Origin of the sequence: Cohnella panacarvi Gsoil 349 (genome assembly GCF_000515335.1) — a bacterium.
GTDB classification, from domain to species: Bacteria; Bacillota; Bacilli; order Paenibacillales; family Paenibacillaceae; genus Cohnella; species Cohnella panacarvi.
Genome location: NZ_KI911563.1, coordinates 2,176 through 15,634, shown reverse-complemented (window position 1 = coordinate 15,634; position 13,459 = coordinate 2,176). Strand labels below are relative to the sequence as shown.

The 13,459-nt window shown below is 45.6% G+C and carries 11 protein-coding genes and 3 pseudogenes; 1 reads left to right on the top strand and 13 read right to left on the bottom strand.

Translation table 11 applies throughout. From position 1 onward, the window contains the following. Positions 1-90, top strand: a pseudogene (locus COHPA_RS26300) (glyoxalase/bleomycin resistance/extradiol dioxygenase family protein); the annotation flags it as partial. Positions 91-231: 141 nt separating this feature from the next. On the opposite strand, the gene COHPA_RS0100070 reads toward COHPA_RS26300, so the two are convergent. The 13 genes and pseudogenes from COHPA_RS0100070 to COHPA_RS25995 all read right to left on the bottom strand — a co-directional run. Beyond that, positions 232-462 carry a hypothetical protein gene (locus COHPA_RS0100070; protein WP_027084144.1) on the bottom strand — a complete coding sequence of 77 codons (231 nt, stop codon included), beginning with the start codon at positions 460-462 and terminating at the stop codon, positions 232-234. Continuing rightward, positions 452-640 carry a hypothetical protein gene (locus COHPA_RS26000; protein WP_245590277.1) on the bottom strand — a complete coding sequence of 63 codons (189 nt, stop codon included), beginning with the start codon at positions 638-640 and terminating at the stop codon, positions 452-454. The genes COHPA_RS0100070 and COHPA_RS26000 overlap by 11 nt, the downstream gene beginning before the upstream one ends. 14 nt (positions 641-654) lie before the next feature. Beyond that, positions 655-753 (bottom strand): annotated as a pseudogene (locus tag COHPA_RS26370) (TNT domain-containing protein); the annotation flags it as partial. A gap of 439 nt (positions 754-1,192) precedes the next feature. After that, positions 1,193-1,591: a hypothetical protein gene (locus COHPA_RS0100065; RefSeq protein ID WP_156926569.1), complete on the bottom strand. Its 399-nt coding sequence runs from the start codon at positions 1,589-1,591 to the stop codon at positions 1,193-1,195. A gap of 248 nt (positions 1,592-1,839) precedes the next feature. Next, a complete protein-coding gene (locus COHPA_RS25360) occupies positions 1,840-2,016 on the bottom strand; it encodes a hypothetical protein (RefSeq protein WP_156926568.1) in 177 nt (58 codons plus the stop codon). A gap of 69 nt (positions 2,017-2,085) precedes the next feature. After that, positions 2,086-7,491, bottom strand: a complete 5,406-nt coding sequence (locus tag COHPA_RS24090; RefSeq protein ID WP_027084142.1) for a glycine rich domain-containing protein — start codon at positions 7,489-7,491, stop codon at positions 2,086-2,088. A 24-nt stretch (positions 7,492-7,515) separates the two neighbouring features. Next, on the bottom strand, positions 7,516-9,774 hold the full coding sequence (locus tag COHPA_RS0100050) for a hypothetical protein (RefSeq protein ID WP_027084141.1): 2,259 nt from the start codon (positions 9,772-9,774) through the stop codon (positions 7,516-7,518). A 332-nt stretch (positions 9,775-10,106) separates the two neighbouring features. Next, on the bottom strand, positions 10,107-11,228 hold the full coding sequence (locus COHPA_RS0100045) for an S-layer homology domain-containing protein (RefSeq protein ID WP_027084140.1): 1,122 nt from the start codon (positions 11,226-11,228) through the stop codon (positions 10,107-10,109). 590 nt (positions 11,229-11,818) lie between these two features. Continuing rightward, positions 11,819-12,058 (bottom strand): glycohydrolase toxin TNT-related protein, encoded by a 240-nt coding sequence (locus COHPA_RS25350; RefSeq protein WP_156926567.1) that lies wholly within the window; start codon positions 12,056-12,058, stop codon positions 11,819-11,821. Beyond that, a complete protein-coding gene (locus tag COHPA_RS26365) occupies positions 12,031-12,333 on the bottom strand; it encodes a pre-toxin TG domain-containing protein (RefSeq protein ID WP_027084139.1) in 303 nt (100 codons plus the stop codon). The genes COHPA_RS25350 and COHPA_RS26365 overlap by 28 nt, the downstream gene beginning before the upstream one ends. A 6-nt stretch (positions 12,334-12,339) precedes the next feature. After that, complete coding sequence (locus tag COHPA_RS0100030; protein ID WP_027084138.1) at positions 12,340-12,549, bottom strand: hypothetical protein; 210 nt, start codon at positions 12,547-12,549, stop codon at positions 12,340-12,342. 108 nt (positions 12,550-12,657) lie between these two features. Next, on the bottom strand, positions 12,658-12,888 hold the full coding sequence (locus tag COHPA_RS0100025; RefSeq protein WP_027084137.1) for an Imm74 family immunity protein: 231 nt from the start codon (positions 12,886-12,888) through the stop codon (positions 12,658-12,660). A gap of 7 nt (positions 12,889-12,895) precedes the next feature. Next, positions 12,896-13,459: pseudogene (locus COHPA_RS25995) on the bottom strand (T7SS effector LXG polymorphic toxin); the annotation flags it as partial.

Here is a 13,459-nt window from a genome sequence, read left to right as displayed (position 1 = left end):
CATGGGTTCATGTATCATTGGGGCTTCGTGGACTTGGACGGCCATCTATGGGCCATTAACTGCATGAACATGGATACGGCACAAGGTTAGGGCTACGGAGAGCACGCTCGTACTAGGGTTAAAAAAAGACGCCGGGTATCCTCCCCGGCGTCTTCTTCGTTTGAAATTGTACATGGTTCCATCCAGCATTTCTCCAAGATTGTATAGCTAATCAAATGCTGAATCCCCACACTACTTCCAACCATGGTACTCTAAAAATTTATCAGGTATTCTCAACTCTATTTGTTCTTGTATATCCTTGAAAAATTTATCGAAGTCAGCTTCGTCGAACCACTTTTCACTGGATTCTATGCTGATTCCATACTCCCCATTGATATTTACAAAATCCTCGACTTTCCCATTAAAACGGTTACTAAGCTCAGTGATTATAAAATCTTCAACTTTTTCTGCATTATTTTGCAATCCAAAAACCTCCTGCTTGTTTAAGCGTTTTAAATCCATATTTGGTTTGCGAATATTTCCATTCATTAGCTAATGCATTACCTTCATAGACTTCGAGAGATGGGTCATGAGAAAACTTAATAGTTTTCCCACTTGTAACAGCGTCATCAGGTGCTGGAACATTAAATAAATTGAACATGTTCCTTTACCAAGGTAGTATTGGATTCCACCACCAGGTTGGCCAAACCATGGAGCAATCTCACCGGCTTTAACTTTTATCGGCTTAAGTACTTCATAAACAAATGACCATATAGCACCGACCGCATAAATTCGGTAGGTGCCGAGATATTAGTATATCCACTGTCTACTTGACGGAGTGCAGTTCACTAGCCAATCAAGATTAGGTTTATTATTCCAATGTCGTAATTCATTTCACTACTCATCTCTCTTACCGGTTCCCAGAAACATTTCGTTTTGATATTTTATGATAATATTATATGTATCCTCAAATCCATAACCTGTCCGGGAATCAGCATGAGATTCGAGACGTAATAATACTCGCCGACCAACTGCTCAAGCTTACTGAAATCGACTTTAGGGTATAAATTAAAGCATATGATGTGCGAACAACCGAAATGAAGAAATCTTTATACGGGTAATACAAGGGTTATATGTGTTATTCGTTGAATGAAGGGTTCATTGGGCACTGGGTAGCCCCATTGAGTCTCTATCAAGAGATTGCACAGCAATCTTATACAATGGCGTTAAAAGGGGCATGACCTGTTTCAGCATTCCTTAATAATGTTGGTTTTCTAAAACGTAAACTAGTTTCCAATTTGAATATGGCGGTATCTCCTTCCATCTCCATAAAAGATACATTAATCCATATGGGAGCTTTCGGAAAAAGCCCTCCTAAAACCCCAACAGCTTCTTCTAACAGTAGTTTTTTACCACCAATATTCTCTTTAGATAACACAAGACGTTTCATCATTTCATCGCCACCATCTAACATTTTCCCACGTTCCTCGACAGGCTCTATAACAAATTTAACTGTATTGCTCGAAATGTTCCTAGCGCTTTTTATCTTTTCAACTACTTTAAATAAATTCGTTGAAAAAATTTCTTCATTCATTTGAGTTGTCGTCAAAATATCTCCTCCTTTATTTCAATTTAGTTGACTGTGCTTTCTTTAATTTCCCTAAATCAACATAACCGTTGCTCGTTAGTTCTAATTGATATATTTCTAACCAAGCGCTTTCCGTCTTTATTCCAGCATCGTTAAATATTTGCTCATCATTTTTAGCTTGCTCATCTGTCGGAGTATAGTGTCCTGATTCATTTGTTATTCTTCTGACATTTCCATTTGCATCGACTTTTATTTTTCCAGCAGCTTGAACATTAGCTCGTCGCGTACGAGATTCGATATTGAAGCTGCCTTCGCGCCTTGATCGCCGGATCCACGCCGTATGCCGCGTAAGATAGTCGATCGGCCGCGTTAGATAAACTAGACGATAACTGCGAGTGCCTGCTTCTAAGCTGCTCTACCGTCTTCAGATCGATTTTGAAAGATGACATGCTATCCCACCTCTCTTTTGGAGACATAAGTGGACGCCGCTTTACGCATCCACTTATGTCTCCATGTACTTAATGAGTTCCCCTTACTTCCAGATCGTCTGCCGATGATTTGTTGGATGAATATACAGCTATGACCGGATACGGAATGCTTATCGTCGCATAGTTCGTCCCGCTAATTTGAATGGGATTGTTCATCCCGGCAGATTCGTAACGCAAAGCAAAAGTATCTCCAATAGATACGATATCTGCGGCCATTACAAGAACTGAAGTATTGCTCCTGAACGCTTCTATGTTCGCTTTCGTCGGTTTTTGTCCGTGAGCAATCGCTATGGCTGACGAAGGCAATCCAAAAGTGAAGTGCCATCTTTGTCCTTGTATACCGAATTGTTGCTCCAGCAACGTCCCGCCGGGGTTCTTGTCAGCCCCATAGGTTTCGCTGCTTCCGATGAATGTTCTGTTTCTTCCTTGGAGATACATGATTTGTGCAGTCCCGAATGGATACTTGCCTCCATGAGGACTAGCCATTATATGCTGCTCTCCACCATCATCCGTAGTCGCGAAAAAGTCGATCACCGATTCCGTATTAGATCTTTCCGCCGATGAATAATTCCGCCTTCCGCTTTCGCTTTCCCAATCCAAGTCATACTCATGTTTATTTACACTACTCGAATCCCAACCTGGCACCGCCGCTCCGAATAGATTAATAGGTTTGTAGCTCGAATTCACAAGCATGTATATATCAACCGGAGTATACGTTCCAGTCTGCAGATCCAGACTATAGTAATAAGGTATGATTTGAACGCTATCATAATAATTTCCTATCGTTTGAAGATCCGCCAACACGTTGTACCCTAACCTCATCGGCTGTCTCCTCAAAGACGGGATACTATTCTTTTCCGGCGATAATGGGAATTCGACCGGCAGTTTCTGCAAATGGGCTGTCATCCCATACGTATTGAGATATCGGGTTGAAGCATTCACGGACTCGCCTCTTATATCCTTAGTGTCTCCAATGATCCGATTCTGCGATTTGACGTCTACTCTCTTCACTACGTTCGGAACCAGCCAGGACGTTGGCGACACAGGAACCTTGAAGAAGTTGGAGAACCGGAAATCCCCGGTATCTTCGATTGCCATATTGCCTATTCTTCCCACTACGTCTATATTCGACAATTTCTTCGCGCTATGCTTGGCATCCAAATTCATGGATCCGCGAATTCTGTTCGTCGGGTTATCGTTATCCAAGGCGATGCCATTAATCGCAATGGCCTTATAGGTGACGACAGCGCTTATCGCCTCGCTATTCGCAAGGGGCAAGTAAAACGGGTATCGGCAGTTAAAGGAATTGCAATTTACAGGCAGATCGATTTCTTCGCCCGACGTGTACATCACACCGTTGTAGATCACGTTAAAGTCGAACGTAACCGACTTGGATTGTGTCCATTCCGTGGTATCCATTTCGTCTCCGGCCACGGCAGGATTTCCGTAGAATCCTTTTCCTCTAGTAGCCGTCGTCGTTCCGATTCCCCAAGCGCTGTCACCCAAGAAATCTCCTTTATTGGGAAAATAGATCTCGAAGCCGTAATCAAGATTGATGAAGTTGCCTGGTTCGTATCTTCCACCGCCGGGAACTGTGGCGGGAGCATCTGGCGGCGTTGTTCTCTGAACAAAGGTGTAGGCTTCGTCCGGGAAAGAGTAGTTATACTCTGGGTCTATTACCCATTGATCTAGGAATTTAGAGTTGCTAGGATCATCTCCATCTGGGGCCGTTATCGTTACTCTACCATTGCCATTGTTAACGCCTGCGGTCGTAGTACCATTCATAACACCGCCGACATAGCCCGACCCTCCGGCACCTGCGATCCAAGTTCCTGCTCCTCCGCCGTAGTAACCCCCGCCGCCTCCACCGTTACCGCAACTCGTGCAGGATGTTGCATCTCCACCTTCCCCTAAATAACCTGCGCCTCCAATGGACCAACCAGGCCAGGCTCCGCCGGCCCCGCCAGCGGACTGGGTCCCTCCTCGGGCAATCGTAGAACTGCCCGAGCTTCCAGAACTACCATCTTGGCCGGATACGCCTCCGCCATCGCCGCCAAGCTTTGCTCCGGCTGCTGTACTTCCTCCTCCGTCAGCTGAGCCGCCTCCACCTCCCGCAACAATAATACGGTTCGATAGAGCAGTACCACCCAGCCTTATATCTGTTGCCCCGCCGCCTGAAGCTCCATTATAAGTCGATCCCTGCGAGTAGGCATCTCCGCCTCCATTCCAACCCCCGGCTATAAGCACTCCGCTGGACCCATAACTGGACCCTTGTCCACCCACGAAAATATTTAGCACCTGTCCGGCAGTTAGAGCAATTTCCCCCTTAGAGTAACCACCTCTCCCCCCCTGCTTCGTATCGCCGTTCGCCATACCGTTTCCGCCCTGCGCTCCCCATGCTTCCAGCGTATAAGTCCCGCTTTTTGGCGCGGTATACGTTTTCATCGTTCCGCTATAGGTGAATGTTGTAGTATTCTCGGAAGTAGTCTCGGAAGAATATCCGCTATTGACGAACACCAGATGAGGATAATTGTAATTGAAGAACGATGCGCTATTCGAAGGTACTGGAAAGATTATGCCAGCAGGAAATTCCGGAGAAACGTATACATATTCCCATGGGTATGACGTGTTGTAAGCAGTATACTCCCCGGTAGTTGCAGTGGCGTGCATTATACTTACTATATTTACCGGTTTACCTCCACTATCGAACGTTAATGTCGAAGATGTTGCCGAAGATACGCCTAAATCGAAATTCGCAGGCACTGTGAAGAAGATATACCCAAACGTTGAACCACCAGATATACTAATCGTTCTTCCTGCATCGGAAGCCTGTATTTTCTTCGTGTACGCTTGTCGGCCGTTAGTGGCAGATCCCACTTTTACAAAGTCAGATGGTATTAGCGGTACATAGGAAGTATTGTTCTCCGAGTTGCCGTTAGTCGTATAAATCACGGCGGTATCTCCGACTTTTACGGTAGAAGTGATTGTTAAATTGACCGTCCCTCCCCAGCCGCTGTAACCGAGGCCAAGGAAGTTGGATATAGCGAACGGTTCTCCAGTAGAGAGAGAACCCGTACCGTCTTTTGTAATCCTCACATAGCCATTGCCTGTTTGGCCGATCTGGGTTCCTACTCCCATCGGGGAAGGCATACTCTCCCAACCGCCTTTGGCGTAGCTGCCAGTTCCCGTGAAGAACGAACCTCCACCAAATCCGGTGTAATAAGAACTGTTATTCCCGTTACCGCCAGACCCTCCCGTGTAACCCCCACCGCCGCCGCCAGTCGTTGAGGGGTTACCGTCGCCTCCGCCGCCGTACCCGCCATAACCAACTACAGTTCCCGAGTTATTAAATCCTTTCCCTCCGGAAGCGCTAGTATAGGAAACGGTACCGGTCTCTCCGTTGCCATAGAATCCGCCGCCAGCCCCCGAGTTCGAGTACCCCCACGGATTACTGTTTACGCCGCCATATCCCACGGTGGCAGTCGTTGATGTAAGTGGACTTTGAACCGAACCTTGGGTTGGTTGGCCATGATAATAAGTTCCATTGTAGTAGTTTAGGTAAGCTCCTCCGCCACCTCCGGCAACGGAAACTGGAGCTCCGCTTTTTGCAACGAAGGTTCCTCCGCCGCCCCCTCCGGAATGGGAACCGGAGTTGCTTCCCTGACCACCTACTAAAATTTGTAGGACTTCTCCCTTGGTTAGCGATACAACGGATTTCGAATAGGCACCCTTCCCTGATACATAGCCACCTGTACCGGTGGCGCCTTGCGCGCCCCAAGTCTCGACATTGTAGGTACCCGTATAAGGCACAGTGTAATTCTGAATAGCTCCGCTGAAAGAGAAAGCTAGATTGACAGGCGGATCTGCGACCACCGGAGGTACATAATCTGGATTTGGAACTTGCACCTGCTTGTATCCAATAGGCTTATCTGCAGTTTGTGAATCCACGTTGATCAGTTTTATATCATCAGCGAATAAGTAATCAGGAGCAGACCCTGCCGGTACTCCAGCTAGGCTATTTCCTTTAACTAGTCCGATACGAAAGAATTTCGCATTTCCCGGCGCCGTTACCTCTAGGGAAAACGGTTGAACAGTCTGAGTTGTATTGGACGGAATAGATCCTAAAGTGATCCCAACACCCGAGCTATTATAAGAATCGATATACACTCCACCTGTACATCGATGACAGCTTGTTTTTCCTAATAGTCTGTACTTCATGCCAGGGGTTACGGGCACATCTTGATAATAGGTGCCCGTAATATTTACACCGCCATTATCGGCTTTCGTTTTACTCGAAATCTCGAAAGAAGATCTGTCGGAAATCGTCCAAGTCGGATCCTCTACTCGAGTGGAAAAATTCGCTGAAGTACCAGAAGACGACCAGGTCATCCAACCAGAAGCACTCTCGTTAGGATTAACGTATTCAGCATCTCCGTTAAACAACAGGTTCGGCCTGTAGTTAGTGTCGAGCACTCTGTCATATTCGATGATGTCGGGCTGAAGATTGCCGCCTATCGACTGCGTTAACGGAGTTCTCTGATCCCTCCGGCTATCCAATGGGATGACCATCGAGAGTTCCGTAGATACAGGGTTGTGGATGACGATATCGTTCACTTTGCTGTGCGTATTAGAGTACGCGGAATCGAAGGACTGCCCGGCCATTCCGTAATCCGAATCCGTCGTGCTGGAAAATTCCGTATCGTTCGTGCCTTTGTGAAAAGAAAGGTATTTATAGAACATCGTAGAATTCCCGGTCACATATTCCCCGTTTGGTATCGTATCGATTACATTCAGATTCGTTTCCATTAACCTAAGAGGGGATCCAGGCCTTGCTGTCCTATTCAACCCCGCAGGGAGACTATCGAAGATCGTAGGTACCGTGCTTCCTGAACCGCTGCCCGTGTACTTGGAGGTTGGATGACTATACTTCCCGTTATAAGATCCGATATGGATCTGATTGGGGGTCCACTTGGCAGCGGAATACGGATTACTGTCCCACATCGCGATTTTGGATGTTTTGGGTACGTCCAACGTTTCGGTTACCTTCTTCGTAGGCGATGGCTTCTGGAAGTAAATGACCGATTGATCGCCGGAAGAAGTCTGCAAAATAAGGAAGTCCGATACCGCCGTAACGTTCGTCGTTAATTCTCTTCTCTCTTGGAATTTTTTCTTCTCGTTCACATAAGAATCGGAATCGCTGTTCGCGTCCCTATTATCCGAATCTCCTTCATTCCATACGACGTTGTCATGCTGATTCGTTTCCAACGAGTATCTGAGCCGTCCGGCTGCGCTCGTGTTGGATGCAGCGATGTTCGCGAATATCGTCGGATCGCCTTGCTTCACGGTAGCCGTAACTTGATCGGTACCTAGTAGCGCCAACATGCCGTCGACTTTGGATCGCTCGATTTTCCATACGTGGACCTTATTGATCTTCATGTAGTCGAACGTAACCGTCTGCGTCTAAGTATCGCTGTATCCTCCAACCATAATCGTATGTCCGCCCGAGTAAGTGCACCAATAATCCGTATGCCACTCTTCCGGCCATCCCGGGTCAGTCATGCTGCCTTCACTATCGTAAGTCGGATCCTTTTTCTCTTTGGTCGTGTGACGTGAATTACCCATCCCTACTGTTTCCGTGAAGGTAGCTCCCGAAACATCAGTTGCCTTTCGCGGCGGATTGCAGGAGGGCGGCGACTCGTGGGCTACCGGTCCTGTTGTAGGGTCTATCCATTGCCCGCTCTTTACCGTGTTGAACTTAGAGGTGTAGGTTCTAGTTGCCGTAGCGCTCGGCACATATTCCGTTTCGATGTCCACAATAAATTCAGACCCGCCGGACGCAAAATATAAAGGACGATTCGTTGGAGTCCCAGACATGGCTTCGAACTCTTCGCTGCCGGGAACCCCCTCCTTGATCTCGGACCAGTAACTCGGCGTTGATCTGTAGTAACCTTTCTCCGGTTTAATTTCATTTCTATTAAACGCTACTTTTATCGGATCTGAATCTCCGCAATCGATTAGAGTTTCCGTTCCTACTTTAATCTGGACATGCGCTTTATAAGCGAATGCGACCGATTGCCCGTTGGACAATTTATAGCTTGATAGATTGTCATTATAGGTCGGCAGGGATTCATTCTTTAACCATGACGAAAGCGTCGCGCCGCTTACCGTCACGAATGTGCCTAGTTTCGGGGCAGAACCCTGGGAAGTAAAGGAGGGCGTTCCGCTTCCACCCGTCCTCGTGATATCTATGCGAACGGTAATCGGGCTAGAGGAAGGCTTCTTGAGATACTTCTCCCAAACCGATTTGTCTCCATTCACATCAACTTTAATAGGAACTTGCTTCCCGATCGCATCCCCTGTAATCGCTCCGCCTTTCTCGGTTGTAGATATCGCGCATTCGCAAGCAGGATCGGCTGGGACATTGGCGTTCGGAGGACCGCCCATTACCATGAATCCATATATATCTTTAGCAGTATCGAAATCTAGCAACTTCATGACAGGGCTGGTAGCGGAAGTCGTTCCCCATCGTTTAAAGCCTCCGCTATCCGTGTAGAGAATGGCGCCAACCACGCCTCCATACGCCCAGGCAAATCCGTTATTTTCTCTTTGATTTCCCGACAGATCGGATAGTCTCTTTCTTGAACTCAGTTGCTTGACCGACTCCGTAGCGGCTCTCTGAATGAGACCTTTGGTGCCTCCCGATACGGCTGCTCCATTGTTGAAATTCTCGGCGGTAATATCCCATTTCGGAGTACCGCCATGCATATATTGAACATAGGCTGTACTTGGCATGAATACGGCGGCGTTATTCTTAATTAATCCGGGTGCGTGAAAAGCGCTGACGGTGTCGATCCCAAGTAATACGGGCTTCGTCAGCGTCTCATTCCCGGCGATGAGCCGATTGATCTCAGATTCGTACACTTTTCTTTGATCGGGATGGGATAAGGTGTAGAGAGTCATAAGGAGGTCAATATACTTTAACTTAGCTTCCCATTTCTCGGAATCCTTCGAATTATCATTCTTTTCATCCGCTATGTACTCTTTAAATCTATTTTGTATATCGCTATTACTCTTGAATATATAGTTCCATACCCTCAAGGAGCTTGTTGTATCGGCAGAATTGTCGACAAGCTTTTTCCATTTACCGTTTCCGAGCATTTCGTTTAAAGTATATTTTCTCGTGGTTTTCGGATCTTCTTTACCGAATGGTGCCAAGGAACTTAGTTCCGGGTAATAAATATTTTTGTGTTCAGGAGAGTTAAATTTGCTTTCCAATTTTCTCATCTTGAAATCCTGTATCGTATTGCTGCCGACAACGGTCTCGTCACGAAGATACTGGATTGCCCCTGAGCTGGGCGTATACCACCCGATAACAGCGTTATTCTCCCACTGGGAATTCGGAATGAACATGATGGAATGCTGCATATTAGGATAGTGGTTATTATAGTGAGTTCTTATTCTGCCTTCTAACCAAGTATTATCTTTGTTCTCCTCGAACGAAGCGGAAGGCTTTAGCGTCTCGGTAATGATCCCTACTCTATATCCCCATCCCGTCAAGCCTCCGCCGGGATTAGGCGTTCCTCCGGCCGGGATCGTACCCGAAGTTCCAACAATGGCAGCTTCGGCTTTCTGAACCGGAGGAAAGTTAGGTACTAGCAACGAGACTAGAATAAACACCGACATCACGATAGAGATCAGCTTTGTCGATTTTATACGCATTTGTATTCTCCTCTCTTGAAGGTATGAGTCGTATGGAATGCTCTATTGTCGAATTATGTATGGGGCATCTATGTCCAAGTATATGGAAGCCTCTCTGCCTATGAAATAGGATTGCCGCGAAATGTAAGTTATTGGCCGCGAAATGGTATAACCATTAGAATAATGGCATTTTCGAGCCGCGAAATATCATCTATATGCCGCGAAAAGTTCTTGACAAATGATGTCGAACACGGTAGTAACAGAAGATTAGCTGACCGAAATAGAAACAAAAAACCTTGAAAGGCAGAAGCCAATCAAGGTTATCGCATTCCTGATATAGTGAAATCACACGATTAGTAGCTTTCGTAAGCAGCATCTTCGATTTTTATCACTTTTCGTACTACTTCCTGCTTCGGATACCCATAGGTATGTCCTGCAAGAATGGTAAAGTTACCTTTAACGGGTTTCAATCTCATCTCGATAACGTGGTCCTTGGTGAGCGTAGTGTAGGTCATATAGCCGAAGTCGACCGTAATCGACTTGTTCTCCGCTGCGGCTTTAATCACCTCTGGCACGCTGTGTGTTCGTAAAGTAGTAAACCTGTATGCCGCAACACCTTGAGCGAGAGAGGGCATTTCTCCGTATTGATTGCTTTCCGTAAAGTAGTCCCAACAAGATACTTGTATATCATAAGCCATGGCATCTCCGGCTTCCATCCAGAAGTCTTCGTCTGGATAATCCATATAGATATAATCTTTGCCTACCGTGAAATGATTGTTGATATAATCAGGTTCAATTCTTGCTATTCCGCGCAAAGTCAGGTGATCGTAATTAACCGAATAGTATAGACGCCACATCGTTGCAATGGCTTGCTCCCGCGTAAATTTACCGGCGTAATCGAAATAATCGCCCACTCCCAGTAAAATGTCTCTAAAATACGCATTTTGTACGGCCGGTTGAGCCCATTTTGCTATTTTCGAGTAATCCTTATATATCGACATAATCTCGTTTTCGTTGTAAGCCGTACCATTGCTGAAACTCAATGTATTGATTAACATCGTCGCGGCTTCTTGTCTTGTGATCAGTGCATCCGGCGCAAATTTAGTATCTGATACTCCATTGATCGCCCCTATGGCGAAAGCCACCTTAATGTAATCCGCTTGGGTGTCTTCGAAGGCGACATCTACATCGACTCGTTCAAGGAATGAATCAATCGACCAATCTGCCAGTAAACTATCATCATCGTTCGCATTCTGGATGACCGTCTGAACGAGCATTTCGGCGAATTCGTCTCGAGTGATCGGGCTCTGGTATTTGGACTGAAGGCGCTCCGGAACAAGTTTATGCGCGATCGCCTCGGCAACCGTATCTTTCGCCCATGCGGAAGGTTTCTCGCCGTTTGAAGAGGCGGCGAACGTAGAGTCAGAGTTGAATAGGATTGGAACAAGAATGAGTAGAGCAATCAACTTTTTCATCGAATAAATACATCTCCTTTGACAGTTCACATCGATATTCCTCTAGAACACTCTTATTCTAGTATATGGAAAGTCTCCTTAAAGTTGAATGGGATATCCTCGAAATGTCAGTAAAATGTCGCGAAAAGGATATTTAAACGTGAAACGAGCATGAACATGTCTCGAAATACGACACAAGGTTAAGGCTGACAGAGAGAACGCTCGTACTTGGGTTCAAAAAGAAAGACGCCCGGCATCTTCCCTGGCATCTTCTTCGTTTAAAATCGTCCTTTCAAGTGCGTGGACTGGGGAGTTAGGCATTTAAGCAACTATCAAACAGTATTTTCTCAGTTCTTAGTCTTTTAATGAAATTGATTAAAGCATCACTTTGTGAAGTGAATTTTGTCACAGATCCCGTAACTATACTGGCCCTTTCATCCGTGACATAGACTACCCATTCATTATCTTCTGCCTAAATTACTATTTCATTCTCTCTATTGGGCTGCTCACCAAACCAATTAAACCGTCTTAAATTCTCGTTTACAATTATCTCTTTCGCTTCCTGTTCTGTCATTGTTCTAGCCTCCTATATACAATGAATCATTATATCATTATATTTCTTTTATCATCCCTAACTCTTCAAGCCATTCTACAGGTAAAGAAAGTTCATATTGTATGCCTCCGCCGGATGATCCAAATCCTTTTGCTATTTCTCCTTTATAAGTTACTGCCTTACTGTCTCTTACAGGATTTAATCCAAGATCTCCTGGATTTAATCCCAATAATTCATCTAGTTTGGAAACATCCCCACCTGCTTGTCTAATTACTTCATCTGCAACTGATTTAGGCATAACAAAAGTACCTTGGGTGGTCCAATTGGTCTATCGGGAGCCGCCCATTGAATTCTGGTAACTCCATACTCAAATTTCGATAAATGATTGTTAATATATTCTATAGGAAGATATGTCGATGGGTCAGGCCTAAATCCTCTTTCAGTATCCCTGCCGCCCTTGATGGCAGGAGCGATGGCCCCCGCTATGCCGAATCCATAGTCCCATCCTTTAAGCTCATCGCCTGTTACGAGATTCTCGCCTGTCGCAAGCTCGATCGCCGACCAACTGCTCAAGCTTACTTAATCCACTTGCATTAGGTTCCCGTCGGCGTCGACGAAGTAAAGCGCGTCTACGCCCGGAGTTTCTCTGTCATATTCGCCGAGATACGCCCGATAGTCGATCGGCTCCTCCGGCGCGGGGCAGGAATTGGCCGGAGGAACGGCATTCGCTTTCGCTTGCTCCGTAAACCGCTGTCCGTCCTCGCTTGCCAACCATTTATGGAATAGCAATAGCTATAACGCACAAGTTTCGATTTTATAGCGTTCTGATGATAAGGGAATAGATTCTATAGAAAAAAACCTTGACTGAGTGACGAGCACTTGATCAAGGTTTCAGTGCTATTCAAATTCTATGCTGAATCCTTTGTTCTTACTTTCCTCAACTACAGCCTTAATTAGTCTCTCCCTATCTTCGTCTGAGACAATTATATGTCTATTAGGCTCTTCCCAATGAGTCATCGAACTTTTGTATGCAACAAAGCCGTTAACAATCATTTCACCTTCAATAATCATACTTTTACCTACAAAATCTTGAATTTTAATGTACGACGATGTTCCGATAATTTTCATGTTGTCATCACCTTTCGAATATAACTTTGTCAGCTAATGATTCGGGATCAATTATGGTTATTTTTGTGACATTAGGATTCTCCATTAATCTTGGCAGCTCAACATTCTCCCATATGTTCCCTGTCCTCAAACTATTTCCAACAACGGCTCGTACTTCACCTGATACTTGTTTTGCATATTCACCAGAAATATCTTGCCATGCTTTAATTGACAATGGATCGTTAATATCCCATTCTGGCATTTTTATTCCTTTAGAATCAATCATACCTTCAAGGGTTGTTCCCCCTTTTGCCTGTGCTATCTCTAAAGCTTTCTCAGCTCCGCCAACTCCATTACTCTTCCCTGACCAGAAAAATGCTGTATTTGGCTCTGTTTTAACTAATGGTGTAAATTTTGAAATGTCTATCCCTTTACCCGACGCCTCAATCACTCGACCAACATCAACCACTTCATCTACACCCGATAATCCTTTATAACCTTTGTACAATCCCCTGCCGCCCTTGATGGCAGGAGCGATGGCTCCCGCGATGCCGAATCCGTAGTCCCATCCGTTAAGCTCATCGCCTGTTAC

Bases quoted from the DNA above. Each gene is read 5' to 3' on its own strand.
- COHPA_RS26000 (WP_245590277.1), bottom strand. From the start codon at position 640: ATGTTCAATTTATTTAATGTTCCAGCACCTGATGACGCTGTTACAAGT.
- COHPA_RS25360 (WP_156926568.1), bottom strand. From the start codon at position 2,016: ATGTCATCTTTCAAAATCGATCTGAAGACGGTAGAGCAGCTTAGAAGC.
- COHPA_RS24090 (WP_027084142.1), bottom strand. From the start codon at position 7,491: ATGAAGATCAATAAGGTCCACGTATGGAAAATCGAGCGATCCAAAGTC.
- COHPA_RS0100050 (WP_027084141.1), bottom strand. From the start codon at position 9,774: ATGCGTATAAAATCGACAAAGCTGATCTCTATCGTGATGTCGGTGTTT.
- COHPA_RS0100045 (WP_027084140.1), bottom strand. From the start codon at position 11,228: ATGAAAAAGTTGATTGCTCTACTCATTCTTGTTCCAATCCTATTCAAC.
- COHPA_RS25350 (WP_156926567.1), bottom strand. From the start codon at position 12,058: ATGCCTAAATCAGTTGCAGATGAAGTAATTAGACAAGCAGGTGGGGAT.
- COHPA_RS0100025 (WP_027084137.1), bottom strand. From the start codon at position 12,888: ATGAAAATTATCGGAACATCGTCGTACATTAAAATTCAAGATTTTGTA.